At 71.9% G+C, this 24,787-nt stretch carries 22 protein-coding genes and 3 pseudogenes; 13 read left to right on the forward strand and 12 right to left on the reverse strand.

Annotated features, from left to right (window positions below):
• Positions 1-4: 4 nt before the first annotated feature.
• Complete coding sequence (locus IE242_RS26470; RefSeq protein ID WP_189863530.1) at positions 5-631, forward strand: YigZ family protein; 627 nt, start codon at positions 5-7, stop codon at positions 629-631.
• Positions 632-1,575: 944 nt separating this feature from the next.
• On the opposite strand, the gene IE242_RS38935 is transcribed toward IE242_RS26470, so the two are convergent.
• Entirely contained in the window at positions 1,576-1,818 is a 243-nt protein-coding gene (locus IE242_RS38935) for a hypothetical protein (RefSeq protein ID WP_308436788.1), read from the reverse strand.
• A gap of 233 nt (positions 1,819-2,051) precedes the next feature.
• Between IE242_RS38935 and IE242_RS26485 the strand changes: the two genes are divergently transcribed.
• Complete coding sequence (locus IE242_RS26485) at positions 2,052-2,570, forward strand: TetR/AcrR family transcriptional regulator (protein WP_189863534.1); 519 nt, start codon at positions 2,052-2,054, stop codon at positions 2,568-2,570.
• A 71-nt stretch (positions 2,571-2,641) separates the two neighbouring features.
• Here IE242_RS26485 and IE242_RS38000 read toward each other — a convergent pair.
• Positions 2,642-2,734 (reverse strand): annotated as a pseudogene (locus IE242_RS38000) (IS5/IS1182 family transposase); the annotation flags it as partial.
• 295 nt (positions 2,735-3,029) lie between these two features.
• On the reverse strand, positions 3,030-4,481 hold the full coding sequence (locus tag IE242_RS26490) for an amidase (RefSeq protein WP_189863535.1): 1,452 nt from the start codon (positions 4,479-4,481) through the stop codon (positions 3,030-3,032).
• 126 nt (positions 4,482-4,607) lie between these two features.
• Between IE242_RS26490 and IE242_RS26495 the strand changes: the two genes are divergently transcribed.
• Both IE242_RS26495 and IE242_RS26500 read left to right on the forward strand, forming a co-directional pair.
• Positions 4,608-5,234, forward strand: a complete 627-nt coding sequence (locus tag IE242_RS26495; RefSeq protein WP_189863537.1) for a TetR/AcrR family transcriptional regulator — start codon at positions 4,608-4,610, stop codon at positions 5,232-5,234.
• 345 nt (positions 5,235-5,579) lie between these two features.
• Positions 5,580-5,738: a hypothetical protein gene (locus tag IE242_RS26500; protein WP_189863539.1), complete on the forward strand. Its 159-nt coding sequence runs from the start codon at positions 5,580-5,582 to the stop codon at positions 5,736-5,738.
• 91 nt (positions 5,739-5,829) lie between these two features.
• Here IE242_RS26500 and IE242_RS26505 read toward each other — a convergent pair whose 3' ends face one another.
• Positions 5,830-6,417 carry a TetR/AcrR family transcriptional regulator gene (locus IE242_RS26505; protein WP_189863542.1) on the reverse strand — a complete coding sequence of 196 codons (588 nt, stop codon included), beginning with the start codon at positions 6,415-6,417 and terminating at the stop codon, positions 5,830-5,832.
• A 110-nt stretch (positions 6,418-6,527) separates the two neighbouring features.
• On the opposite strand from IE242_RS26505, the gene IE242_RS26510 reads away from it, so the two are divergent.
• Positions 6,528-7,217, forward strand: a complete 690-nt coding sequence (locus tag IE242_RS26510) for a nitroreductase (RefSeq protein WP_189863544.1) — start codon at positions 6,528-6,530, stop codon at positions 7,215-7,217.
• Positions 7,218-7,458: 241 nt separating this feature from the next.
• On the opposite strand, the gene IE242_RS26515 is transcribed toward IE242_RS26510, so the two are convergent.
• Positions 7,459-8,208: an SDR family oxidoreductase gene (locus tag IE242_RS26515; RefSeq protein ID WP_189863546.1), complete on the reverse strand. Its 750-nt coding sequence runs from the start codon at positions 8,206-8,208 to the stop codon at positions 7,459-7,461.
• Positions 8,209-8,222: 14 nt separating this feature from the next.
• A complete protein-coding gene (locus tag IE242_RS26520) occupies positions 8,223-8,972 on the reverse strand; it encodes an SDR family NAD(P)-dependent oxidoreductase (RefSeq protein WP_189863548.1) in 750 nt (249 codons plus the stop codon).
• Positions 8,973-9,090: 118 nt separating this feature from the next.
• On the opposite strand from IE242_RS26520, the gene IE242_RS26525 reads away from it, so the two are divergent.
• Entirely contained in the window at positions 9,091-9,690 is a 600-nt protein-coding gene (locus IE242_RS26525; protein WP_189863550.1) for a TetR/AcrR family transcriptional regulator, read from the forward strand.
• Positions 9,691-9,805: 115 nt separating this feature from the next.
• Here IE242_RS26525 and IE242_RS26530 read toward each other — a convergent pair whose 3' ends face one another.
• Positions 9,806-10,711 (reverse strand): helix-turn-helix transcriptional regulator, encoded by a 906-nt coding sequence (locus IE242_RS26530; protein WP_189863552.1) that lies wholly within the window; start codon positions 10,709-10,711, stop codon positions 9,806-9,808.
• 185 nt (positions 10,712-10,896) lie between these two features.
• On the opposite strand from IE242_RS26530, the gene IE242_RS26535 reads away from it, so the two are divergent.
• The 3 genes and pseudogenes from IE242_RS26535 (at position 10,897) to IE242_RS26545 (ending at position 12,584) form a co-directional block, all read left to right on the forward strand.
• On the forward strand, positions 10,897-11,652 hold the full coding sequence (locus IE242_RS26535; protein WP_229859509.1) for an SDR family oxidoreductase: 756 nt from the start codon (positions 10,897-10,899) through the stop codon (positions 11,650-11,652).
• Between the two features lie 39 nt (positions 11,653-11,691).
• Positions 11,692-12,324: pseudogene (locus IE242_RS26540) on the forward strand (SDR family NAD(P)-dependent oxidoreductase).
• A gap of 29 nt (positions 12,325-12,353) precedes the next feature.
• Positions 12,354-12,584 (forward strand): tautomerase family protein, encoded by a 231-nt coding sequence (locus tag IE242_RS26545; protein WP_012013599.1) that lies wholly within the window; start codon positions 12,354-12,356, stop codon positions 12,582-12,584.
• Positions 12,585-12,888: 304 nt separating this feature from the next.
• Here the strand turns inward: IE242_RS26545 and IE242_RS26550 are convergent, their stop codons facing one another.
• From IE242_RS26550 to IE242_RS26570, 5 genes are all read right to left on the reverse strand, one after another.
• On the reverse strand, positions 12,889-13,083 hold the full coding sequence (locus tag IE242_RS26550; protein WP_189863555.1) for a hypothetical protein: 195 nt from the start codon (positions 13,081-13,083) through the stop codon (positions 12,889-12,891).
• A 93-nt stretch (positions 13,084-13,176) separates the two neighbouring features.
• Positions 13,177-13,914 (reverse strand): GAF and ANTAR domain-containing protein, encoded by a 738-nt coding sequence (locus tag IE242_RS26555; protein WP_189863557.1) that lies wholly within the window; start codon positions 13,912-13,914, stop codon positions 13,177-13,179.
• Positions 13,911-14,276, reverse strand: coding sequence for a hypothetical protein (locus tag IE242_RS26560; protein ID WP_189863559.1), 366 nt, complete (start codon positions 14,274-14,276; stop codon positions 13,911-13,913). The genes IE242_RS26555 and IE242_RS26560 overlap by 4 nt, the downstream gene beginning before the upstream one ends.
• A 749-nt stretch (positions 14,277-15,025) precedes the next feature.
• Positions 15,026-15,997: a helix-turn-helix transcriptional regulator gene (locus IE242_RS26565; RefSeq protein WP_189863561.1), complete on the reverse strand. Its 972-nt coding sequence runs from the start codon at positions 15,995-15,997 to the stop codon at positions 15,026-15,028.
• A 588-nt stretch (positions 15,998-16,585) separates the two neighbouring features.
• On the reverse strand, positions 16,586-18,157 hold the full coding sequence (locus IE242_RS26570) for an ATP-binding protein (protein WP_189863563.1): 1,572 nt from the start codon (positions 18,155-18,157) through the stop codon (positions 16,586-16,588).
• A gap of 172 nt (positions 18,158-18,329) precedes the next feature.
• On the opposite strand from IE242_RS26570, the gene IE242_RS26575 reads away from it, so the two are divergent.
• From IE242_RS26575 to IE242_RS26590, 4 genes and pseudogenes are all read left to right on the forward strand, one after another.
• Entirely contained in the window at positions 18,330-19,079 is a 750-nt protein-coding gene (locus tag IE242_RS26575) for a PP2C family protein-serine/threonine phosphatase (RefSeq protein ID WP_189863565.1), read from the forward strand.
• 230 nt (positions 19,080-19,309) lie between these two features.
• A pseudogene (locus IE242_RS26580) lies at positions 19,310-19,951 on the forward strand (IS256 family transposase); the annotation flags it as partial.
• A gap of 615 nt (positions 19,952-20,566) precedes the next feature.
• Positions 20,567-21,790: an exonuclease SbcCD subunit D gene (locus IE242_RS26585; RefSeq protein WP_189863566.1), complete on the forward strand. Its 1,224-nt coding sequence runs from the start codon at positions 20,567-20,569 to the stop codon at positions 21,788-21,790.
• Positions 21,787-24,786 carry an AAA family ATPase gene (locus tag IE242_RS26590; protein WP_189863568.1) on the forward strand — a complete coding sequence of 1,000 codons (3,000 nt, stop codon included), beginning with the start codon at positions 21,787-21,789 and terminating at the stop codon, positions 24,784-24,786. The genes IE242_RS26585 and IE242_RS26590 overlap by 4 nt, the downstream gene beginning before the upstream one ends.
• The last annotated feature ends 1 nt before the right edge of the window (position 24,787 follow it).

Raw genomic sequence — 24,787 nt, forward strand, 5'->3', positions numbered from 1 at the left:
CGGGATGCAGGACGAGTACCGCACCGTCGCGCGCGCGGGTGTGCACGAGGTCGAGATCAACCGCTCCCGCTTCCTGTGCGCGCTCGCCCCGGCCGCCACCGAGCAGGAGGCCCAGGACTTCATCGCCGCTGTCCGCAAGGAGCACGCGACGGCCACGCACAACTGCTCCGCGTACGTCATCGGCGCCGACGCGGGGATCCAGAAGGCGAGCGACGACGGGGAACCGGGCGGGACCGCGGGCGTGCCCATGCTCCAGATGCTGCTGCGCCGGGACATGCGGTACGTCGTCGCCGTCGTCACCCGCTACTACGGCGGGATCAAACTGGGCGCGGGCGGACTCATCCGGGCCTATGGCGGCGTGGTGGGCGAGGCTCTGGACGCCCTCGGCACGGTCACGCGCCGGCGCTTCCGGCTCGCGACGGTGACCGTTGACCACCAGCGGGCCGGCAAGGTGCAGAACGAGCTGCGGTCCACCGGGCGGGAAGTCCGGGATGTGCGGTATGCGGAGTCCGTCACGATCGAGATCGGTCTGCCGGACTCCGACGTGGACTCCTTCCAGGCCTGGCTGGCCGATGTGACGGCGGGCGCCGCCCGGTTCGAGCTCGGGGGAGAGGCGTACGGGGACGCGTGACGGACGGTGATGGAACGGAAGTATCCGCCCGTGATGTCGGACCCGGCCGTTGGTCTTCGGGGATCATGAGGCTGCTGCACGCATTTCCGGGTCGCCACTCACCAGGCGCTGGGTTCTGTCTCTTTGGTCAGCGTCGGGTCCGGATGAGGATGCCGGCGAGGTGGAGCGCGGCCTGGTGAGGGGATGCCGCCTCGTCGGCTGGCCCGCAACCGGCATGCGCCTGCCCGGGGCCCGTGTTCCGGGGGGTGACTCCAGAGAGGTCTGCCGTGCTTGACGTTGGACGGTCCTCCCCGTTCCTCATGGATGCCGCTTCTCGGGGAGGCAGCTATGAACCAGCGCGAGCACCGCTCCGCGGCGACGTCACCGACGACGGTTTCCGGCGCCTGCTGCGCTGGTCGCGCCGGTGGCCGCGGCACCGGTGGGTGATCGAGAACGCCCGGGGCGTGCGGCGGGACCTGGCACAAAGGCTCCTGCGGCAGCGCGAGAAGATCGTCGATGCGCCGGCCAAGCCGTCCACCCGAGTGCGTCTGCTCACCCATGGCCACCCGCGCAAGACCGATCCGGCCGACGCCCGAGCGATAGAGATCGCCGCCCTGCACGCAACGGGCCTGCACGTCCCACCCCACTGGGAGAGGACAACACGACATCCCTGCGCCTGCTCAGCGATCGGCGCGACGAACTGGTCGGCCAGGGCCCAGGCCGTCAACCGCCTCACGTGCTCACCGCGGCGCTGGCCCCTGGCCAGGGTCACGGGAAGCTCCTGGAAGTCGTCCAGCGCGCTCCGGGCAGCCGGGGCTTCGCTCCGCTGCCCCGCCGGTGGACGGCCGAGCGTACCTTCGGACGGATCAGGATGTTCCGTCGGCTCGCCCGCGACAACGAGACGCTGCCCGCCCGCTCCGCCGCCCTCATCCGGCTCCGGATGACCGACCTGATGGCCCGCCGTCTCACCGGCGAGTCCACTCCAACCCGGCGAGGCACCTAGACCGGGACAGCCGTCGAGTCCTGCGCCTGAGGTTCTGTTCGATGGTCGTATCGAGTGCGCGGTAGAACTCGAAGCTGGATCGCAGGGCTTCCGGGTCGGCGGCGAGGATGTCGACGTAGTACTGGACGGCGTAGTCGGGCAGTGCCTTCGCGGATCTCGTGGCGAACTGATGGCCGAAGTAGAGGTGTTCCCGTCCGCTGACCAACTGTTCGTTGACGCCGGTGAGGCGGTTGAAGGCGAAGTGCCAGAGGCGGTCATTGGCCGCGTGCCGGTGTCGTACCCGTCCAGGGGTTCGTCGGACAGTCCGACACCGCGCGGATCGACCGCGACGACCTGGAAGTCCTGGGCCAGCGCGGGCATCACGAGGCGCCAGGCGTACCAGGTCTGGGGCCAGCCGGCGAGCAGCAGCAGCGCGGGTCGTTCGCCGCCGGTCACGGCGTGCAGGCGCAGCTCGACCGTGCCCACAGGCCGGTCTCGAACACCACGACGCCCGCCACGTTCTGGCAGCGCGGATACGCCGACGCCTCACTCGATGCCCTCGGTTCCGCCACCGGTCTCGGCCGCGGCTCCCTCTACGGCACCTTCGGCACCAAGGACGCCCTGTTCCGCCAGTGCCTCGACCGCTACGCGTCGGTCTACGGCGCGCAGTACGAGCAGGCACTGACGGCGCACCCCGGTGATCCGGTACGTGCGGTCCAGGAGGAGAACAGTACTCAGGTGCGTGGCCTGCTCGACCTGCAGCGCCAACGGGTACGCGCGGCACTGGCGGACTCCTCGGCCGACACCCGAACGCTCGATGAACTCGCCACATTCGTCGTCGCCGTCAACCAGTCGCTGACTGTACTGAGTTGTGCCGGCGCTTCTGACGCCGAGCTGCGCTCCGTGGCCCGGCTCGCCTGCACAACGGTGGCGGACACCCTCGCTCGGGCGGCACCGGAGGACGTCACCCAAGGCTGACGGGCACCGACTCCTCCGGAACTCGGCCTTCTGCGGCCCAGCATGCCGGCGGCCGCACCGGGCCGACGGCATCCACTGGCCTGAATCGGCGCCTTCTCACTTTTGTGCGCGATGCGGCCGTGCAGGTCGCGGGCGGTGAGTGCGGTGCGGGTCTTGTCCGAGTCGTCTGGTCGAGCACAAGAGCCCGACGGCGAGTTCCGGCGTCTGGCCCGCTGTGGCCGGGGATACTCGGCTCAGTGGTCCGGACGGCTCGGAGTTCTGTGCTGGGTGCGGGCCGCGGTCAGCCGTACGCAAGTACAGCGTCACCTGGCGGACGGTGCGGCGGACTCCGGACAGCCAGTGGTCGGAGCCACGCAGGCAGCAGCGACGTCCAGAGTCGAGGCTGGATCCCTTCAAGCCGTTGAGCGGTGGAGTTTCCGAGGCGGGTCCGGATGCGCCGGCCAAGCAGCAGCACACCGCTCAGGGGCCGGTGGGACTCCCCGCCCACACCGTGGGGGTTCGGCCCGACCAGGGGCTCGCCTGTTCGAGTTGTCCGGCGAGGCGGAAGAGGCGGCCTTCGAGTCCGTGACCGGCGGCGAACTGCATTCCGATCGGGAGCCCCGTCGCGGCGTCGGCCGTCACAGGAACGGACATGGCGGGCGTGCCCGCCACGTTGAACGCCATGGTGAACGGTGAGCGGTCGTTGAGGCGGTCGATCCAGCCGAGGCCGTCCAGCGCCTGTGCACCCTCGGCATAGGTGCCCAGGGGTACGGGCAGTTCCGGCAGAGTGGGGGTGAGCAGCATGTCGTGGGCGTCGAAGTACCGTGCCAGGCTTCGAGCCACCCGGTTCCGGATCGTGAGAGCGGTGACGAACTGGGCGCCGCTGACCCGCTGTCCGTAGTGGTAGCCGGCAAGGGTGAACGGCTCGAGGGTCGAGGAGTCGACGGGCCGGACGAAGGCGGCAGCCAGCTCGTCGACCTGGGCCGTCAGATTCGCCGTCATCAGACGGGCGTTGGCCAGGACGAACTCCTCCCAGTCGGCCCCGAGGTGGACCTCGGCCTCCTCCACCTGGTGGCCGAGGGATTCGAGCAGACGCACGGTGCGAGAGAGCGCGTCGGCCACGGGCGGGGTGGTGCGGCGTCCGCCCCACGCCTGGGTGAGGACACCGATCCGCAGCCGGCCCGGGGGGCGGATCACTTCCTGTGCGTACGGCCGGGACGGCTGCTGGGCGAAGTAGGGGTCGCCCGGTTCCGGGCCGCGGATCTGGTCGAGCAGTGCCGCACTGTCGCGTACCGTGCGGCTGACGCTGCCGTGCACGGCCAGGCCGTTGAAGACCTCGTCGACGCCGGGGCCCATGGAGACCCGGCCACGGGTGGGCTTCAGCCCGAAGAGGCCGTTGTAGGCGGCGGGGATGCGCAGCGAGCCGGCGGCGTCGGTGGCGTGTGCGATCGGGACCACCCCGGCAGCGACAGCCGCGCCCGCGCCCCCGCTGGATCCGCCCGCACTCCGCTCCAGGTCCCACGGGTTGCGGGTCGCGCCGTACAGCAGTGGTTCCGTCGTGATGCTGTAGGCCATCTCCGGTGTCGCGGTCCTCCCGAACGTCACGAGGCCGGCGCGGCGGAAGCGGAGCATCAGGGAGGAGTCGGCGCCGGCGACGTGGCCGAGTGCGAGACGGCTGCCCAGCTCCATTCGCCTCCCGGCCATGGAGACCGCGATGTCCTTGATCAGGAAAGGAACCCCGGCCAGCGGTGTGCTGCCGGGGGTGGGCGCGTCGTCGGCCGGCCATGTCTCCACGATGGCGTTGATCTGCGGATTGACCGCCTGCGCGGCCTCGCGTGCGGCTGTTTCCACTTCGGCGGGGGTCACCTCGCCTTTGGCCACCAGCTCCGCGAGCCCGACCGCGTCGAAGCTCACGTACTCGGAAATTCTCACTGTCCCTCCCACAGGCAGAACGATACCGCTGGGTCTCTGATGAGACCCGACGGTATCGCATGGAACGGACTGGTACCGTAGCGGTGGGTGTGGGGGCCACACCGGACCGGACGTCACGGAGAAGGCATGGCATCGACCGCCAGAAGGCCGAGCAGGGTGGCGAAACTGCCGCCCCGTGAGCGCATCCTCGACGCAGCGGAAGAGCTCTTCCAGAGCGAGGGGATCCGGCGGGTGAGCGTCCAGGCGATCGCCGAGAAGGCCGAGACCACGAAAATGGCGATCTACCGACACTTCGAGACCAAGGACGCGCTGGTCGCGGAGTGGCTGCGGATCGTCGCCGCCGACTACCAGGCGGCCTTCGACCGGGCCGAGGCCGAACACCCCGGCCGGCCCAGGGAGCAGATCCTTGGCCTGGCCCGTTTCATCGCCGAGGGATTGCCGGCGATCTCCCACCGGGGCTGCCCGTTCATCAACTCCCTCGCCGAGCTGCCCGACCGCTCCCACCCCGCACGGCAAGTGATCGAGAAGCACAAGGCCCACCAGACCCGCAGACTGGTCGGCATGTGCGCCGAGGCCGGGCTGCCCGATCCCGAGCAGGCCGCGGCCGAGATCACCTTCGTACTCGAAGGCGCGCAGGTCAGCACCCAGAACGGAAGCATCGATCAGGCGGGGAACCGGCTGATGAGAACCGTCGAGGGGATCCTGGATCGGCACCGCTCCCTCCTCGGCGCATCCCGCACGAACACCGGCTGACCGCCCGCACCCGCGTCTGCCTCCCCGCACCGCCGGGAACCGGATGCGCCCCCAGGCTCACCGGAACTCCTGCCGCAAGTGCCGGATGCCCGACGCCTGACGCCTCGCTCGCTCAAGAGCAACGCCTCTGCGGGCCGAAGCCCTGCAGAGGCGTCCTCGGTAGCGGCTTCGGCGAAGGCAGCCACCAGGTCGGTACGGAGGGCGAGTCGGAGGGGAGTCGAAGGGGAGTCGAAGGGCGAGTCTGGTCGGCCGCGGCGGAGATGACCGGCCCGGCACTGGGTCGCGAGGGGAGGTCCCGGACCGGAGAGCACACCTGGTCCACCTCGACGCGTCCACCTCGGCGTCATGGTCCCGGAGGACGGCGAGAGCGCGGCCGATGTCAGGCCCGCGACCCGGGCCCTGATCGACCTCGCCGTCACGTCCGGCAGCGGCTGGGGGGGTCCGCCGCTGCCGCAGATGCCGCCGCCCTTCGGCCTGTCCGTGGTCACCGACCCGGCGGCATGAGAACCTGCCGCGTGCCGTGAGGACGGGTATCCGCGAACGGGCGGACAGCGGCGGGCAAGCGGGGGAGGGGCTGCGGCCGGAGGCCGATGGGTCACCCCGCGAGGGCGTGCGCGAGGAGGGTCTCCGCTGCCGCCCTTGCGTGCCGGCCGTAGTCCGCTTCGTCCAGCACCATGGCCCGGCTGGCCGCCCCGTCCGCGAGGGTGACCAGCTGTTCGGCGAGTGCGGCCGGCTCGCGGCAGCCCAGCTCCGTCACCAGTGCGGTGACCAGCTCCACCATCCGCAGTTTCTGCTCGCGGGCGTAGGAGTGGACCGTGCTGTCCGGGTCGGGGAACTCCGCCGCGGCATCGATGAACGGGCACCCGCGCACCGGTGCCGCGTCCGGCGCGGGCTGGTCGAACAGCCCGAGGATCCGCTCCCGCGGAGGGATGTCCTCGCGGGTCAGCACGCTCTCCAGGGTCGCCCCCGACGAGGCGAGGTGCTGGAGGTGGGCGATCACCAGGTCGCTCTTGGTCCGGAAATGCGCGTAGAGCGTCCGCTTGGACACCGGTGCCGCCTCCGCGACCTGCTCCATGCCGGTCGCGTTGATCCCCTGGACCGCGAACAGCCGGGCGGCGGCTGCCAGGATGCGCTCCCGTCCGCCACGCCCGCGCCCCCCGGAGGCCGTAGTCGTCGCACTCATACACCAAGTATACGCCAGCGTTTACCTCGGAGGGCGGAGTCTGCTAGGGTCCCGCCGTACCCGCAAGGTAAACGATCCCGTTTACATCATTTGCTGTCGAGGAGTGTTCCATGAGCCTGCTGGTCCCCACCGAGCTGAGCGGCTGCGCGGAGAAGCTGATACGCGGCCGTCACGCGACCCGCGCGTTCCGTCCGGACGCCGTGCCCGAGGACACGATGCGGTCGATCTTCTCGCTGGCCGGCGCCGCGCCGTCCAACTCCAACGCGCAGCCGTGGCGGGTGGAGGTGGTCAGCGGCGCCGCGCGTGAGCGCCTGGCGGACGCCTTGCAGGCGGCCCACGCCGCACACCGCACCTCGGCCGACTTCCCGTATTCCGAGGACATGTACGCACAGGTGCACCAGGAGCGCCGGGCGGCGTTCGGCGCCCATCTGTACGGAGCGCTGGGCATCGGCCCCGACGATCGCGAGGCGCGGGCGGCCTACGACGCGCAGAGCCTGCGCTTCTACGGCGCGCCGCACGCCGCGTTCCTGTTCGTCACCGGGGACGGCGGGCCCCGGCTGGCCGCCGACGTCGGCGCCTACATGCAGACGCTGCTCCTGGCGATGACCGCGTACGGCGTGGCGAGCTGCCCGCAGGGGCTGCTGAGCTTCTACGCCGACACGGTCCGCGCCGAACTCGCGGTCACGGCAGGGCGACTGCTCGTGGGCATCTCCTTCGGTTACGCCGACGAGGCCGCGCCGGTGAACCACGTCACGACCGAGCGGGCTGCGCTCGAAGAGGTCACGACCTTCCACGGCTAGGATCCGGCTTCGAGGATCGCTAGATGGTGGATCATGGTGGGGTGGTACGCCGACATGAACGCACCGATCAGGAGTGGGAGTTACTCGCTCCGCTGATCCGCGGGCCGCGAACGGTCGGCCGCGGGTGGAGGACCGCCGGGTGATCACGGGTGATCACGGGTGATCAACGGTATGGTCCACAAGATCCGGACCGGGATCTCCTGGCGTGACCTGCCCGAACGGATTCGTTCGAAGACGGACCCTAGTACGCGAGCTGCCCGATGCCCCCATCGACGCGCAGCACGGTCCCTGCGGTGTAGGCGGATTCGTCCGAGGCGAGATAGACCGCTGCCTTCGCCAGCTCGGTGGCGGTTCCCAGGCGATGGAGAGGCACGGTCTGCCGGAGTTCCTCGTAGAGGGCGGCCTGGCGCTCGGGGCCGAGGGGCGCGAACGCGTTGGTGATCGTCGGGCCTGGGCTCAGTCCGTTGACGCGGATGCCCCGGTCCTTCAGCTCATGGGTCAGCCCGCGCGTGTAGGAGAGCAGGCCCGCCTTGGCCGCGCCGTAGACCGTCGCGTTCTCGTGTCCGATGTACGCGGAGACCGAGCCGACGAGGATGACCGAGGACTGCTGAGAGAAGAGCGGCAGCATGTCCCTGATCAGGAAGAACGGCGACTTGAGATTGGTCGCGAGGAGCCTGTCGAACGCCTCCTCGGTCCATGCCTCGATCGGGAGGTGAGTGACGTCGGCGGCGTTGCTCATCAGGATGTCGAGCTTCGGCCATTCCTCCCGGAGCCGCGCCGCGAGCGCCGCCTGGCCGGGTACGTCGCCGGCGTCACTGGCGATGGTCAGCAGCGGGCCGTCCAATTGCCGGGCTGCCTCGTCCAGCTTTTCCTGCGAGCGGCCGGTGATGGCGACAGTCGCTCCCTCGGCGAGGAATTCGCGGGCCGTTGCCAGGCCGATGCCGCTCGTCCCCCCTGTGATCAGTGCGTGCTTTCCCGCAAGACGATCCATTGTTCTGTCTCTTTTCAGATCGCGGTGCGGCCACCGTCGGCGGCCACGATCGCCCCGGTCATGTAACTGGCCCGGTCACTGGCGAGGAAGGCGATCACGTGGGCCACCTCGGCCGGGTCGGAGGTGCGCTTGAGTGCGGTGGTCAGGCCCATGCCACCCATGTCCGGCCCCATCGCCGCGACCACCTTGGAGGTGCGCATCGGGCCCGGAGCGACGGCGTTGACCCGCACGTTCGACTCGGCGAATTCCGCCGCCCAGGTACGGGTCAGCGATTCGAGCGCCGCCTTGGTGGCGCCGTAGACGGCCATGCCCGGCATGCCGAGGCCGGCCGCGGTGGAGCTGACGTTGACGATGCTGCCGCCGCCGCCCGCGGCCATCTTCTCCGCGAGCAGGGCGGTGAGCAGGAACGGGGCACGCACATTGACCGCGAAGGCGGTGTCGTAGCTCGCGAGGTCCTGCCCGATGGTCGGGGAGAACGTCATCACGCTCGCGTTGTTGATCAGGATGTCGACGGCTCCGGCGTCCTCGGCCAGCTGTCGCACGTCCGCCGAGTCGGACACATCGGCAGCGACGAAACGCACCGTCCCGGCGGACTCGCCCCCGGCTGCGCGGAGGTCTTCCACGACCTGGGCACCGCGCTCCGGATCGGTGCCGGTCAGGACCAGGTCGGCTCCGCCCGCGGCCAGCACCTTGGCCGTCGCGTGCCCGAGTCCGCCGATCGCGCCGGATCCGGTGACGAGTGCCGTCTTGCCTGCGAATTCCATTGCTTCACCCTTCGTGCCGGCCAGTGAGCGACCGACTTCTGTGCGTCCGTTCAAGAAGTACTGCAACGGAAGCTACGACTTCTTGAACGCCGAGTCAAGAAGTCGTAGCATTGAGCACGTGGCACGAACCGGACGCCCCCGCGAGTTCGACAGGGAACAGACGCTGGAGCGCGCACTCGAACTGTTCTGGTCCCGGGGATACGGGGCGACGTCGATCCAGGACCTGGTCGACGCGCTGGCCGTCGAGCGCGGCAGCCTCTACGGCGCATTCGGCGACAAGCGCCGCTTCTACCTCGAAGCCGTCAGGCTCTACTGGGAGGTGTACGAGCGGCACCTGACGACCGCGCTCGACACCAGCCCGCTCCTGCCCGCCCTGCGTGAGATCCTGACCCATCCCGTGCGGCTGGACGAACTGATCTCCGACGTGGGCGTGCCGCAGGGCTGCCTGGTCGGCAACACGACCGCCGAACTCGTCCCCCAGGACAGCGAAGCCACGGAGATCGTCACCCGCTCGTACCGCCGGTTCACCGACATCGTCGCCGGCGCACTCCGCCGCGCACAGGCCGCCGGAGAGGTCACGGACACCCATTCCCCCGAGGCCCAGGCGCAGCTCCTGCTCTATATCGTCCAGGGCCTCTCGCTCGTATCGAGGGCGGGGCTCGGCCGGCCGGCGGCCCTGGCGGCGATCGACACGGCGGTGGACGGGTTGCGGGCGTGACCGGATCTCTCCGTGAGCGACCGGAACCCTCCGGCCCTGCGGAGATTCCCTCGCCGCCCACGCACCGAGGGGCAATCGATCACGGAGGTTGCCCGCCCTCCCCCTGCGGCGCGGGTCAGCGCCGCGATCCGGATTCGGCCGCGGGCAGCCTCTCCGGTGCCGTGCCCGCGGTGACGCTCAGGTCCTGGGTTCCTATGACGGACAGCAGTTCCAGCTGCTCGGCTCCCGGGCTTCCGGGCGGCGCGGTGAACCACAGCAGGCGTTGGCGTCCGTCCTCGCTGAGCAGGTTGTAGCAGTCGAGTTCGATGATGCCGAGCGTGGGGTGGACGATCTTCTTGTGGTCCATGCGGCGCACCGCGACGTCGTGGGTGTCCCAGAGGGCTGCGAACTCCTGGCTACGGCGGCGTAGCGCAGCGATCATCTTCGTGACCTCCGTGTCCCGGCCGCGCCGGGCGGCCGCTGCCTGGAGGTCGGCCACGAACACCCGGGAGTGGTGCGGGTGGTCCTCGGGCGGGTACCTCTCACGCGCCTGCGGGTCGGTGAACCAGCGGTACACGAAGCTCGCCGCCGGGCCGCGGTGTGCCGGGGACCTGCCGAGCAGGTTCCGGGCCAGGTCGTTCTCCACCAGGGTTTCGTGCAGGTCGGTGATGACGCGCGCGGGGGTGTTGGACAGCCGGTCCAGGAGTCCGAGAAGCGCGGGCTGCACGTGTGTCGACGGTCCGTGTGCTGACGGAGGGATCGGCCGTTCGGCCAGGTGGAACAGGTGGTCGCGCTCGTCGCCGTTCAGGCGCAGGGCTCGGGCGAGGGCGGCCAGGGTCTGGGGCGAGGGCTGCACGCCGTGCTTTCCGCTGCCGCGTTCCAGCTCCGTGTAGTAGTCGGCTGACAGCCCTGCCAGCTGGGCGACTTCCTCGCGGCGCAGCCCGGGGACGCGCCGGCGCGGGCCTTGGGGGAGACCGACCTCGGCGGGGCGGATGCGGTCGCGGCGTGTCCTGAGGAAGGCGCCGAGTTCTGGAAGGTTCACCCCTTCATGGTCGCGTGCGCGCCAGGCCGTAGCCAGGGGGTGGCATCCCCTGGGTAGACGCAGCCCTGGCTAGGGGTGGGGGACCGGCCGATCGTTGAGCACGCAGCAGGGCGACGGCGAGACCGCGTCCTTGATCGCATCCACCACAGGAGTCAGTAGTGCCTGTCCCCCCTTCCCTCGACGGGATGGCCGCCCCGGCCCGGCCCTCCGCCTCACCCCGTGTCGCGATCGTCACCGGCGGCTCGCGCGGCATCGGCCGCCGGACCGTCGGCCGGCTGGCCGCCGACGGGTACGCCGTCGTGGTCGGCTATGCCGGCGACCAGGACGAGGCCGAAGCCGCCGCAAAGGAGGCCGCCGACGGCGGCGCCCGGGTGATCGCGTTGCGCGCCGACGTCGCCGACGAACACGCCGTCGCAGCTCTGTTCGACGTGGCCGAGGCAGAGTTCGGCGGTGTCGACGTCGTCGTGCACGCGGCCGGGCGGGCCCACCTGGCGCCGATCGCCGAGCTCGACCTGGCCGTCCTGGACGACCTGCACCGCACCAACATTCGGGGCACCTTCGTCGTCGTCCAGCAGGCCGCCCGTCGGGTGCGCCCCGGCGGCGCGATCGTGACGTTCTCCACGTCCGTGGTGGGGCTGGCCTTCCCGAACTACGGCGCGTACTCCGCCAGCAAGGGCGCGGTCGAGGCGCTGACGCTGATCCTGGCCCGGGAGCTGCGGGGCCGGAACGTCACCGCCAACGCCGTCGCGCCCGGCCCCACGGCCACCGACCTGTTCCTGGACGGCAAGGACGAGGAGACCATCGCCCGCCTGGCCGCCCAGCCCCCGCTGGAGCGCCTCGGTACCCCGTCCGACATTGCCGAGGTCGTCGCGTTCCTGGTCTCCCCGGCCGGCCACTGGATCAACGGACAGGTCGTCCGCGCCAACGGCGGAATCATCTGAACCGCCCGCACACCCCATCGATCAACGAGAAACCCTGTCATGAGGAACGACGACGCCGGAAAGGTCATTCTGGTAACCGGGGCCTCCAGCGGCATCGGGGCGCTGTCCGTGCGTGCTCTACGCGGGCATCCGCCAGACCACGACCCGTAACGCGACCGCGGTGGCCGACCTGGCGCGCTACGGCACCGACCACCAGGTCGACGTGCACGCCGTCGAGCTGGACGTCACCTGCCAGGACTCCGCCGACACCGCAGTCGACCGGATCCTCGCCGAGCGCGGCCGGCTGGACATGGCCGTGCACAACGCCGGACACATGGTCCTGGGCGCCACCGAGGCGTTCACCGACGAGCAGTTCGCCGCGGACCTGCACGACGTGAACGTCCTGGGTACCCAGCGCGTCAACCGCGCCGCCCTGCCGAAGTCGCGTGAGCAGGGCTCGGGGCTGCTGGTGTGGATCGGCAGCTCCAGCACCCGCGGCGGCTGCCCCCGTTCCTGGCCCTGTACTTCACCGCCAAGGCCGCGATGGCGCATGGCACTCGGCCGCTGCGCACCCACATAGACCCCAGCCGAGACGGCGGCGAAGTCGTCTCCGCGGTCGCCGACCGCGTCCGCGCCGACTCCTTCCGCCGCATCGGACTGGACAGTCTGCTCACCGCAGGCAGCTCCCTGTAACGCCCCACTGAGAGAAGGAACAACCAGCCATGCCTTTCGCGAACTTCAAGGTCCCCGAGAAGACCCTCACCCCGAAGCAGAAGGAGGAGATCGTCACCCGCACCACCGAGCTGTATGTCGAGATCTACGGCGAGCGCGCCCGTAACAACACCATGGTGCTGGTCGAAGAGGTCGCCGACGGCGGCTGGGGCATCTCCGGCAACGTGCTGACCCTCGCCATGCTCGGTGAGGCGACACCGACCGACACCAGCGACGCCTGACCGCACCCACCGGCCGTCATGCGGCCAGGACAGCACCATGAAACCGAGGGCCGCCGCCGATCGCTCCCGGCGGCTGGCTTCGTTCACTTCCAGGTTCTGGCACAGATCTGAATCTGTGCCAGAACCCACTCTTCGTGAAGAGAGCCACGGCGGCCCTCGGCCGGGCCCCGCTGCGCTACGCGACCTACTTTCGCGGCTGGTGCCTGAGCTAGGCCCAGGGATTACTCCGGGGAAGCGTACGCTGCGCCGGATTTCTATCCGTTGTACCGACTGCCCACGGCGTCTGTACCAACTGCCCACGGCGTCAGGAAGTGCTGCATGGCAGCGGTGGGCCGCCGATCGACCCGTTCGTCTGCGAGACCTCGTCGAGGTAACTCTGTACACGCTTGCGGCCGAAGACGGCGAGCTGGAGGGCGATGCTGTAGAAGGCCATGGTGCGGATGCGGTCCACGCCCGCGTACGCAGCACCCCCGACGGGGCCCTCAGCGAGCCGTGCCACCCCGACGATGCGCGCTGAGGGAGGCGGCACCCTGCAGTTGCGGAGCACGGCCGCCACCCATGACGTGCTGCTGGTCGGCGGGCCGCAGGGGTGTCAGGAGGGGTGGATGGCGTCGATGTCGGCGGTACCGTCGACGACCTGACGAGCGAGGTCGGTCAACCGCAGCCGGTGGGCGCGAGCGTAGGCACGCAGGTGGCCGAAGGCGGTATCGGGGGTGGTGTGCCAGCGCTCGGCCAGGATGCCCATGGCCCGCTCGATCAGCATCCGGCTGTGCAGCGCGATCCGCGGTTGGGTGATGTCCCCGTGGTTGTACTCCGGAGTGCGCTGCTGAAGGGTGGCGATGGCGGCCAGATCGGCCAGGGCCTGCGCCATCCGGGCATCGAGGGCACTGAGCGGGCCGGGCTGGGTGTGGAAGAGGTTGAGCACGCCGACGGCCTCATCGTGCAGCCGCAGGGGCAGGGCGTGGGTGACCGCGATCCCGGCCCGACCGGCGGCTTCGGCGAAGGAGGCACCGGCCGCGACGTCGCCGGGCGACGTCAGGTCGATGTTCAGCAGCGCACGGCTGGTGTGGTAACAGACCACCCACGGACCCTGCTGGTGCTGGAGGGCCGACAGTTCCAGCAACCGGATGTACTCGTCCGAGGCGGCGATGATCTGTAATTCGTCGTGCTCGTCGGCGAGCATCACCCCGGCGGCGGCCACCTCCAGCAGTTCCGTGCAGCGCCCTGAGAACCGCTGCAGGAAATCGATCGGGTTGTGGCCGTCGATGACGGCCTCGACGGCCTCGACCAGGATGTGCAGCATCCGGCGCTCAGGGTCCACGGCGGTCACAAGGCCTCATCGCCTTGTCGCCCTGGACCGGCCGATCGGTCAGATTCATCACGCCTGTCCTGGGGCTGTACCCGGTCGGCCACCACCATCTCGGCCACCTGCAGCAGCGGCCGATCATGCCGGAAGGCGTGGCTGCGCAGCAGCACGGCCGCGGCCGGCGGCACCCCGGCCTGGACGCCGGCCGTGCCGGTGGCCCGGTGGATCGCGGTACGGGGCCATACGTCCTGGTCGGGCTCGGCCCGCGCTGGTGGGACCCGCACGGCGTCGAGTACCGCGTCGGTGATTGCCAGGGTCGGCGGCACCCCGTCGTCCAGGCCTGCGGCGGCAGCGGTCCGGCCGTGGCACTCTGGCGCGGTCAGCACGCCCGGGCAGACCCTTCCGAGGTACGGCGGAACGCAGAAGACCGCCTGCTCCCCAGGTTGTGTCGCTGCGGGCAGCAGCGCCGGCCACCGGTGGGGCCGCACCCGCTCCGGATCCAGTTCCCGGATCGGGCCGCGGGAACCGTAGGCGTCGATACCGGGTGGCCGGCCCACGGTGAACCGCCCCTCGCCCAGGCGCTCACTACGGCCCGGGCCGAACCTCACCAGCCCACTGAGACCCTGGTACACCATCAGTGACACCGCCACTCCGTCGACTCCGATCCTGGGTGACCTCGGCAGGGTCACCTCCGATCAGCTGTGACGTGCTGCCGCTGCGCAAGGTGGGCGGCACTCGTGTCGGGCCCGCGCCGACCACCGGGCCTCAAGCCGCAAGGTGCGGGAACGACGCGATGGCGGGTGTGCCCGTGGCGCCCGACACCCAGTCCCTGGGCCCGTTCGCTGAAGTCCCGGCAGCCCAGAATGCGGTGCAGCGGATACGCGCGGCGCGGGTCGCCGCCGTCCACGGACGGCGGCCGACCTGCCCGGCGGGAGGAGGCACGCTTCCCGCCTGCGTCTGCTGCGTGGATCCGCTCCATGCCGTTCAGTAAAGTCCCGTCCCGGGCGGCCAGGACATACCGGAGACGCGGAAAACGCCGTCAAGTACCCACAGAACGCAGCATCGCGGAATGCGCACGGGCCGGGCGGATGCCGGAGCACGGTCCTGTGACCGTCCCGGCCCCTCCCGGCTCGGCTCAGGGGGCGTCTCGGCGCAGGGTCCGGTACGGGGAGCTGCCGTAGGCGGTGCGGTAGGTGACGGAGAACCGGCCGGGGTTGAAGAAGCCCCAGCGGGCGGCGATGGCGGCGACCGTGACTCCGGTGGTGGGGTCGGCGGCCAGCAACTCGGCATGGGCCTGGGCGAGACGCACCCGGCGCAGGTAGCCCATCGGGGTGGTGTCCAGATGGCGGCGGAAGGCGCACTGTACCGTGCGGATGCTGACACAGGCCGCGGCGGCGATGTCGGCGAGGCTGATGGCGGTGTCGGCGTGGTCGTCGATGAAGGCGACGGCGCGGCGCACGGTGGCCGCGTGGGCGTCGTTGCGGTCCTCGATGGTGGGGTCGGTGAGCGCGGTGTTGGGGAAGGCGTTCAGCACGCTCGCCGCCAGGTGTTGGGAGGCGGTGGAGACGACCAGCGGTGTCTCGCGGATCGCCGGGACGGCGAGGACGTGCTCGCGCAGGTGGGTGATGGTGTGCAGCAGGTGCCCGGCGGCGGTCGGGGAGACGGGCCGGTCGCCGGTCAGCCGCACCGGTTCGGGCCTGCGCCCGGGGAGGGCGGCGGCCACCTGGCTGAGCAGCACCGGGTCGAGCATGGTGACGTTGTAGCGGGAACGGTGGACAGCGCCGCCGTAGGGCCGGCCGAGCGGGGCGAACACGAACACGTCGTCGGGGCCGAAGACGCCTTCCGTCCCGTGCTTGTGGGGGAAGTACTGCCGGACGATGGTGCCGGACTGCACACTGCCCACGCAGATGGTGCTCAGGGAGTCGGCGTCGTACGCCACGTCATAGGCGAAGTCGAGCTGGTCCACGCTGACCGATCCCATGACGTTCCGTGAGATCTGCGCCCGGGCGTGCTCGGCGTCGCTGCCGATCCGCATCTTGGTGTAGACCTTGCTGAGGAAATCCTCGGTGAGCTCCAGGTCCTCGCTGTCGAAGACGAGCGTGTCCATCGCTGTTCCCGTCGGTCGGGTGGGTGTGCGGGGTGTTGTGGGGCGGCTGCCCGCAGGCCCGGCGTTACGCGGCGGCGAACGAGTCGGGCGGGGCGAAGCCCCAAGGGCGAAGCCGCGGGGCGAGCGATCGCGGTGACGGTGACGCCCGTGGCGGGATCGTTGGCGAGCAGGTCCTGCTGGGCCCGCTCCGGCGCGAGTCGGCGCCGGTGGTGCAGCGGGGCGGCGGTGCCCAGGTGGCGGCGGCCGCGATGTCGGACACGGTCAGCGCCTGCACGGCGTTCGCTTCGAGGAGGGTGACCGCGCGGCGCGGCGCCGCAGGCCCGGCGTTGCCGGGACCGGGCCGACGGTCCGGTGGTCATGGCGGTACGAGGGAAGGCGGCAGGCGTCGGGGAGGCCGGCAGGTTCACCGTCTGGGCGTGCACCAGCGACTCACGCGCGCCGCCCTGCCACAGTTGACAGCGGTCGCCGACCTGTACGACGGCAGAGGCGCCGACGGCGATGCCCGGCTGATGGACCGGCGAACCGTCGTGGTAGGCCGACGAAGGCCCGGTCGGCCCGTGGCCCGTGCGGGAAAACCATGCCGTGCCGTCACACCCGTCCATCCGCCACAGGTGCGGCACCGCGGCGACCGCTTCCCCGGCCCGCGTCAGTCGAGCGCCTGCCAAGAGACTGCCTCCCTTGAGACGGGCGGCGACGGAGGGCCGGGTCGGTGTCTTCGGCCACGGCCTCCCGCAAGATGCCGGCGAGGCGGCCGGCGGTCTCCGCGTCGCCTTGGGCGAGCGCGGTCAGCCCGCGGGCCCACACGGCCTGGGCACGGGCCGACTCGCAGGCCGTACCCAGGGCCGGGGCTCGGTCCGGACAGTGCTGCCCCTCCTTGGGGAAGCCGCGGGCGAACAAGTCGAACCACAGCGTCCCGCCCAGCTTCAGTGCGGTGTGCCCGTCCCCGTCGGTGAGGCAGAAGTCGAGTGCGGTGCGCAGATTGGCGTGTTCGGCGGCCAACCGATCACGCCACGCGACCTGGCCGGGCCCGCGCCAGGCGGCGTCGCCGGCCTGGGCCAGGGCCAGGTAGTGGTCGCGGTGGCGTCGGCGCACCGCCTCCTCCTCGCCCAGGCCGCGCAGCCAGAACGCCCCGAACTCGCGGATCGTGTCCAGCATCCGGTACCTCTCCCCGGCCACGGCAGGGACCCAGATCAGCAGCGACTTCTCCACCAGCGCCTGCAGCAGGCCCGGTACCTCCTCGCCGGGCAACGGCCCGTCGGCGCACACCCGGCTCGCCGCCTCGGTGTCGAAGCCGCCGGCGAAGACCGACAGCCGGGCCCACAGCAGCCGTTCCGTGGGCGTGCACAGTTCATGGCTCCAGCCGATGGCGGTGCGCAGCGCCTGGTGCCAGTGCGGATCCGCCTCGTAGTCCTCGTCCTCGGTGTTGCCCAGAACCGCGAACCGGTCGGCCAGCCGCCGGTTCAGCTCGGCCAGCGGCCACTCCCCCAGCCGTGCCGCGGCCAGTTCGATCGCCAGTGGCAGTCCCTCCAGGCGTCGGCACAGTGCCACCGCCTCGGCCCGGTCGGCGGCGGTGACCGTGAAGCCGGGTACCGCCTCGGCGGCCCGCTCGGCCAGCAGCAGCACCGCGTCCGCCTCGGTTTCCCCTGCCCCCGCCGCATCGGCCTCCGGGACCGGCAGCGGGTCCAGGGTGAACACCTCCTCGGCGGCCAGGTGCAGCGGGCGGCGGCTGGTGGCCAGGATCCGCAGCCGCGGGGCAGCCCGCAGCAGCACCTCGATCACCATCCCGCAGTCCTCGACAAGGTGCTCGCAGGTGTCCATCACCAGCAGGATCTCCCGGTCGGCCAGGTACTCGGCCACCACCTCGCTCATCGGGCGGGTGGTCTCGTCGGTCAGCGGCAGCGCTTGGCCTATGGCGTACGGCAGGCCCCGGCCCTGGTTCAGGGAGGACAGCTCCACCAGCCAGGCCCCGTCCGCGAAGTGCGACTGCAGGCCGGCCGCGGTTCGCAGCGCCAGCCGGGTCTTGCCCACGCCCCCGAGGCCGGTCACCGTCACCAGCCGGGACCGTCCGCACAGCCGCGCCACCTGCGCTAGTTCCTCATGGCGTCCGACCAGGTGTTTCGTTTCCCTCGGCAGGTTGCCCACCCGCCGCTTCCGTACCACTTGAATCGTCTCCTTCGCGGTACCTGTCCGTCCGTGGGTGACCAGGTGTTAGCAAAGTGCCGAACCCGCCCGCAGAACTTCGGACACTTCGGTCCCCGCCACCGGCCGAAGGTGAGACAGTGCCTCGTCGCCCGGAAGGACGAGGGCGCAGTCCGCGTCGAGGAGGTCTGAGATGTTCGCAGACCGCGCTCGGCTGCTCATGGCCCAGGTGTCCCTGGCGCTGGCCGTCCGTGCCCGTCCCGCCGACGGCGCCCGGCACGGCGGCGATGTGTGCGATGCCGTCCTCACCCCGGCGGGGCCCCGCCTGATCCTCTGCGACGTCAAAGGCCACGGCCCCGACGCCGCTGCGCTGGCCGCCGCCGTCCGGGCCTTCTTCCGGCACACCGCCGCCACCGAAGCCGATCCCGTGCGCGTCGTCCGCACCCTCGACGCCCGTCTCAGCCCCGCTCTCGGCACGGAGGATTTCGTCACCTGCCTGCTCGCCGACCTCCGCCCCGACGAGGTCCGCCTGGTCAACTGCGGCCACCCCCCACCCCTCCGTGCCGGCCGCCGCCTGCGACCACTCGCCCCTCCCGATCCCTCCCCGCCCCTGGGCCTGGCCCCCGACCCCAAGCTGCAGCGCGCCCCACTCCTCCCCGACGAGCGTCTGCTCCTCCACACCGACGGTCTCACCGAAGCCCGCAACCACGACGGCGCCTTCTTCCCCCTGGACCGGAACGTCCTCGCCGCCCTCAACGCTCCCACTCTCAACCAGGCCCTCGACCGCCTCCTTGACCTCCTGCATCGCCATACCGGACGTCCCACCACAGCCGACGACCTCACTCTGATCCTCATGCAGCCCGTCGCCGCCGCCCGCACCGCCCCGTCCAGTGGCCTTGCCGGCCCCGGCCCCCAGTGCCCTGATCCCCACGGCCGGCTCTGAGGGCTCCATGACCGACACTGCGCCTGCCGAGACGCGGTCGAGTCGGTCAACGCCGCACCCGCCGGGAGGGTGGCGACCAGGCCATGGCCCCGGCCGGGAGTGTCTGATCAACGGCGGATCTGATGATCGAGGAGACGCCAGAGATGACCGACACCGTCGTTGAGCCTGAGCCCGCCGAGCAGCCGGTCCAGGCGCCGTCGAGTACGGCGACGGACGAGCGGTTGATCGCGATGCTGGTGGACCGCGCCCGTACGGACGGGCTGCAGCTGACCGGCGAGGGCGGGCTGCTGCAGATGCTGACCGAGCGGGTGCTGGAGTCCGCTCCGGAGGGCGAGATCATCGACCACCTCGGCTACGAAAAGCATGATCCGGCCGGGACGAACAACGGCAGTAGCCGCAACGGCACCCGGGCCAAGATCGTGCCGACCGATGTCGACCCCGTCGAGGTCAAGCTGCCCCGGGACACCGCCGGCAGCTTCGAGCCGCAGATTGTCAAGAAGCGGCAGCGCCGCCTGACCGGCGTGGACGAGATGGTGCTGTCGCTGTCCGCGAAGGGCCTCACGCACGGCGAGATCTCCGCCCATCTTGCCGAGGCCTACGGCGCCGAGGTGTCCCAGCAGACCATCTCCACCATCACCGACCAGGTGATGGACGGCATGGCCGAATGGCAGAACCGGCCTCTCGACCGCGTCTACCCGGTCCTGTTCGTGGACGCCATCAAGGTCAGGATCAGGGACGGTCAAGTCGCGAACCGCCCCATCTACGTGGTGATGGCGGTGACCGTGGACGGCACCCGCGACATCCTCGGCATCTGGACCGGCGAGGGCGCCAAGTACTGGCTGCACGTGTTCACCGAGCTGAAGAACCGCGGCTGCTTGACCCATTCCTCGACCGCGCGAAACGCGCGCCCTTCCGGACTCTGAACCGCGGGCGCTCATCGCGGCATGACACGTGACCCCGACACCAATCAGGTGATCCGGGTTCGGAGCAGCCGCTCCGTCCTCGCCGAGGGCTTGGACGGAGCGGTGGACGCCGCGTCGGGGCTTCTTGGCGGTCAGTTCGGCGAACCACCGCTCGATGCCCCCGGTCCTCGCGCGCTTCCGGAGCTGCTGCGCGCCGACGAGCGTCGAAAGGACCGGCCCGAGGCGATGAGCCGGCCGCAGCGGCCAGATCCGTCGGCCGACGTTGTCTGTCGGTCCGCGATGCCAGGCACTGAGGCTTCGGCAAGGGCGGGACCAGGAGCCCGGAGCGACCGGCGGCAGGGTCGGGGCGGCCACGTACAGGAACATCGGCCACTTACAGGAACATGCCGAGGAACCGCAGGCGGGAGGTGATGAGACGCGCCTTCTCCGGCCGCTTCTTCTGAGGTCAGTGGTGGATCAAAGGGAGACAGGCGATAGCGTGATGGGTGGTAGTGGCGAGCCCGTGCTGGTCGGTGCTGGTTCGTGAGGCGTAGTAGGGGTAGACATGCAGGTCAGCGCGGTTTCATGAGATTGCTGCACACTTCCGACTGGCATCTGGGCCGGGCGTTTCACCGCGTCGGCATGCTCGGGGCGCAGGCCGAGTTCATCGGCCATCTCGTCACGACCGTGCGCGAGCGCGGCGTGGACGCCGTCGTCGTGTCGGGTGACGTGTACGACCGGGCGGTGCCGCCGCTGGCCGCGGTCGAGCTGTTCGACGACGCCCTGCACCGCCTCGCCGACCTCGGTGTGCCCACGGTGATGATCTCCGGGAACCACGACTCGGCCCGCAGGCTCGGCGTCGGCGCCGGGCTCATCGGCCGCGCGGGCATCCACCTGCGCACCGATCCCGCCGCCGTCGGCACACCGGTGGTGCTGGCGGACGAGCACGGCGACGTGGCCTTCTACGGGCTGCCGTATCTGGAGCCCGCCCTGGTCAAGGACGAGTTCGGGGTGGCGAAGGCGGGCCACGAGGCCGTGCTCGCCGCCGCCATGGACCGGGTCCGCGCCGACCTCGCCACGCGCGCGCGGGGCACGCGGTCCGTCGTCCTCGCCCACGCCTTCGTCACCGGCGGCGAGGCCAGCGACAGCGAGCGGGACATCTCCGTCGGTGGGGTCGCCGGCGTCCCGGCCGGGGTCTTCGACGGAGTCGACTACGTGGCCCTGGGCCATCTGCACGGCTGCCAGACCCTCACCGAGCGCGTGCGCTACTCCGGCTCCCCGCTGGCGTACTCCTTCTCGGAGGCGAACCACCGCAAGAGCATGTGGCTCGTCGACCTCGGGGCCGACGGGTCCCTCGCCGCCGAGCGGCTCGACTGCCCCGTGCCGCGCCCGCTCGCCCGGATAAAGGGGGAGCTCGAGGACCTGCTGGCCGACCCGGAGCTGGCCCGCCACGAGGACGCGTGGGTCGAGGCGACGCTCACCGACCCGGTGCGGCCCGCCGACCCCATGGCGCGGCTCGGCGAGCGCTTCCCGCACGCGCTCAGCCTCGTCTTCGCCCCCGAGCGGGCACCCGACGACCCGGACGTGTCGTACGCCGGGCGGCTGGCCGGGCGCAGCGACCAGCAGATCGCGGAGGACTTCGTGGCCCATGTGCGCGGCGCCGGACCGGACGAGCACGAGCAGGCCGTGCTCAGGGACGCCTTCGACGCGGTGCGCGCCGACGGGGGCGGCGCAGAGGCCGTGCGGGACGCTCCGCGCGGAGCCGTACCGGGAGCCCGGCGAGGCGCCGCGCGGGAGGCCGTCCGGTGAGGCTGCACCGTCTCGACATCACCGCCTTCGGGCCCTTCGGCGGCTCTCAGACCGTCGACTTCGACGAGCTGTCGGCCGCCGGGCTGTTCCTGCTGCACGGGCCGACCGGCGCCGGCAAGACGTCCGTCCTGGACGCCGTCTGCTACGCCCTGTACGGCAGCGTGCCCGGCGCCCGGCAGAGCGGCGGAGGGCAGGGGCTGTCCCTGCGGAGCGACCACGCGGCGCCGTCCACGCGCACCGAGGTCCGGCTCGACCTCACCGTCGCCGGACGCCGGCTGGAGATCACCCGGCAGCCGCCCTGGGAGCGCCCCAAGAAGCGCGGCACCGGCACGACGGTCGACAAGGCGCAGACCTGGCTGCGCGAGTACGACGCGGCGGCGGGCGCCTGGAAGGACCTCAGCCGCTCCCACCAGGAGATCGGCGAGGAGATCACCCAGCTCCTCGGCATGAGCCGCGAACAGTTCTGCCAGGTGGTGCTGCTGCCCCAGGGCGACTTCGCACGGTTCCTGCGCGCCGACGCCGAGGCCCGGGGCAGGCTGCTGGGCCGGCTCTTCGACACCCACCGCTTCGCCGAGGTGGAGAAGCGCCTCGCCGAGCGGCGCCGCGCGACCGAGGCGGACGTGCGCGCGGGCGACGCCGAGCTGCTCGCCGACGCGCACCGGATGCAGCAGGCCGCGGGCGCCGGGACGCGGCCGCCCGAGCTGGAGCCGGGCGACCCCGGGCTCGCCGACGCCGTCCTGGCCTGGGCCGCCGTGGCCCGCAGCACCGCGCGCGAGCGGCTCACCGTCGCGCACTGCGCACGGTCGGCCGCCGAGTCCGCGCGGGCCGCCGCCGAGCGCGCCCTGGACGACGTACGCGAGCGGGCCCGGCTGCAGCGGCGGTTCGCGGAGGCGCGGGAGCGGGCCGCACGGCTCCAGGAACGGGCCCCCGCCCACGAGGAGGCGCGGACGCGGATGGAGCGGGCCCGCAAGGCCGAGGCCGTGGCGCCCGCGCTGGAGCTGCGCGACGCGGCCGAGACGGAGTACCGCCGGGCGGCGGCGGACGAGGCACGCGCGCGGGGGCAGCTGCCCGGGGAGTACGCCGAGGCGGGCGCGGCCGGGTTGGCCGCCGCCGCGCGCCGGGCCGCCGGGGAACTGGGCGGCCTCGCGTCCGCGCGGCGCGCCGAGCAGCGGCTGGCCGGCATCGTCGCCGAGCGGGCGGACCTGGACCGTCAGGAACGCGCCGACGAGGAGGTCCTCCGGGAGGCCGGGAGCTGGCTCGCCAGCTGGGAGGCGGCCCGCGCGGACCTCCGGGACCGGGTCGACAGCGCACAGGAGGCCGCCACGCGCGCGGAGCAGCTCGCCGTACGGTGCGAGCCCGCCCGCAAGCGGCTCGACGCGGCCCGGCTGCGGGACCGGCTCGCCCAGGACACCGACCGGGCCCAGGCCCGTGCGCTCGCCTCCCGTGAGCGGGCCGCGGACGCCCGCGCCCACTGGCTCGACCTCAAGGAACAGCGCCTGAAGGGCATCGCCGCGGAGCTCGCCGCCGGCCTCGTCGACGGCGAGCCCTGCGCGGTCTGCGGCGCCACCGGGCATCCGGCGCCCGCCCGGAAGATCGCCGGGCACGTCGGCCGGGAGGCGGAGGAGGAGGCCCTCGCCGCCTACCAGCGCGCCGACGAGGACCGCGCCGAGGACGAGCGGCGGCTCGCCGTCGCCCGCGAGGCACTGGCCGCCGCCACCGCCGAGGCGGGCGACACGCCCACCGGCCGGCTCGCCGGGGAAGTGGCGGAGCTGGAGCGGGAGCACGCCGGCGCGCGCGCCGCGGCATCGGGGCTGCACACCGCCAAGGAAGCCCTCCGGCAGGCCGAACAGGAACGCGAGCACCGGCTGGAGGCCCAGCAGGAGGCCGCCCGCCGGGTCGCCTCCCGCGCCTCCCTCCGGGAGGCGCTCGACCGGGAGAGCACCGCACTGGAGGAGGAGCTCGCCACGGCCCGGGGCGCCGCCGACAGCGTGTCCGCGCGGGCCGCGCAGCTGGAGCGGCAGGCCGCGCGGCTCACCGAGGCCGCCGACGCGGCCCGGGCCGCCGAGGAGGCGGCGCATCGGCTGAAGGACGCCGACGCACGTCTCGCCGACGCCGCGTTCCGCGCCGGGTTCGACACCCCGCAGGCCGCCGCGGACGCCCTCCTCGACGACGCCGCCCACCGCGATCTGCAACGGCGGCTCGACGCCTGGCAGACGGAGGAGGCCGCGGTACGGGCGGTGCTCGCCGAGGCCGACACGGCGGCCGCCGCCCAGCTGCCGCCCGCCGATCTCCAGGGCGCCGAGCGCACCGCCGAGGCCGCCGCCCGGCGGCTCCAGGACGCGGTGTCCGCCTATGACGCGGCCGCCCGCCGTTGCACCGAACTCGACCGGCTGTCCGCGCGGGCCGCCACCTCCGTACGGCGTCTCGCGCCGCTCCGCCGCCAGTACGACCGCGTGGCCCGCATGGCCTCGCTCGCGGCGGGCACCTCGGCGGACAACGAACGCCGGATGCGCCTGGAGGCGTACGTGCTCGCCGCCCGCCTGGAACAGGTGGCCGCCGCGGCGACCGTACGGCTGCGGCGCATGTCGTCCGGGCGCTACACCCTCGTCCACTCCGCCGACCGCGCCGGGCGGGGGCGCAGCGGGCTCGGACTGCACGTCGTCGACGCCTGGACCGGGCGGGAGCGCGACACGGCCACGCTCTCCGGCGGCGAGACGTTCTTCGCCTCGCTCGCCCTCGCCCTCGGCCTCGCGGACGTCGTCACCGACGAGGCGGGCGGTGTGCGCCTCGACACCCTCTTCATCGACGAGGGCTTCGGCAGCCTGGACGACCAGACGCTGGACGAGGTCCTGGACGTCCTCGACTCCCTGCGGGAGCGCGACCGGAGCGTGGGCATCGTCAGCCATGTGGCGGACCTGCGGCGGCGCGTCCACGCGCAGCTGGAGGTCGTGAAGGGAAGGTCCGGATCGGCCGTACGGCAGCGGGGAGCCGGGTGAG

It is taken from the genome of Streptomyces poonensis (genome assembly GCF_014650915.1).
Classification (GTDB): Bacteria; Actinomycetota; Actinomycetes; order Streptomycetales; family Streptomycetaceae; genus Streptomyces; species Streptomyces poonensis.

Excerpts from the sequence above, each read along its gene's own strand:
- IE242_RS26470 (WP_189863530.1), top strand. The coding sequence starts at position 5 with ATGCAGGACGAGTACCGCACCGTCGCGCGCGCGGGTGTGCACGAGGTC.
- IE242_RS26495 (WP_189863537.1), top strand. The coding sequence starts at position 4,608 with ATGGCATCGACCGCCAGAAGGCCGAGCAGGGTGGCGAAACTGCCGCCC.
- IE242_RS26500 (WP_189863539.1), top strand. The coding sequence starts at position 5,580 with ATGGTCCCGGAGGACGGCGAGAGCGCGGCCGATGTCAGGCCCGCGACC.
- IE242_RS26505 (WP_189863542.1), bottom strand. The coding sequence starts at position 6,417 with ATGAGTGCGACGACTACGGCCTCCGGGGGGCGCGGGCGTGGCGGACGG.
- IE242_RS26510 (WP_189863544.1), top strand. The coding sequence starts at position 6,528 with ATGAGCCTGCTGGTCCCCACCGAGCTGAGCGGCTGCGCGGAGAAGCTG.
- IE242_RS26515 (WP_189863546.1), bottom strand. The coding sequence starts at position 8,208 with ATGGATCGTCTTGCGGGAAAGCACGCACTGATCACAGGGGGGACGAGC.
- IE242_RS26520 (WP_189863548.1), bottom strand. The coding sequence starts at position 8,972 with ATGGAATTCGCAGGCAAGACGGCACTCGTCACCGGATCCGGCGCGATC.
- IE242_RS26535 (WP_229859509.1), top strand. The coding sequence starts at position 10,897 with ATGGCCGCCCCGGCCCGGCCCTCCGCCTCACCCCGTGTCGCGATCGTC.
- IE242_RS26545 (WP_012013599.1), top strand. The coding sequence starts at position 12,354 with ATGCCTTTCGCGAACTTCAAGGTCCCCGAGAAGACCCTCACCCCGAAG.
- IE242_RS26565 (WP_189863561.1), bottom strand. The coding sequence starts at position 15,997 with ATGGACACGCTCGTCTTCGACAGCGAGGACCTGGAGCTCACCGAGGAT.
- IE242_RS26575 (WP_189863565.1), top strand. The coding sequence starts at position 18,330 with ATGTTCGCAGACCGCGCTCGGCTGCTCATGGCCCAGGTGTCCCTGGCG.
- IE242_RS26585 (WP_189863566.1), top strand. The coding sequence starts at position 20,567 with ATGAGATTGCTGCACACTTCCGACTGGCATCTGGGCCGGGCGTTTCAC.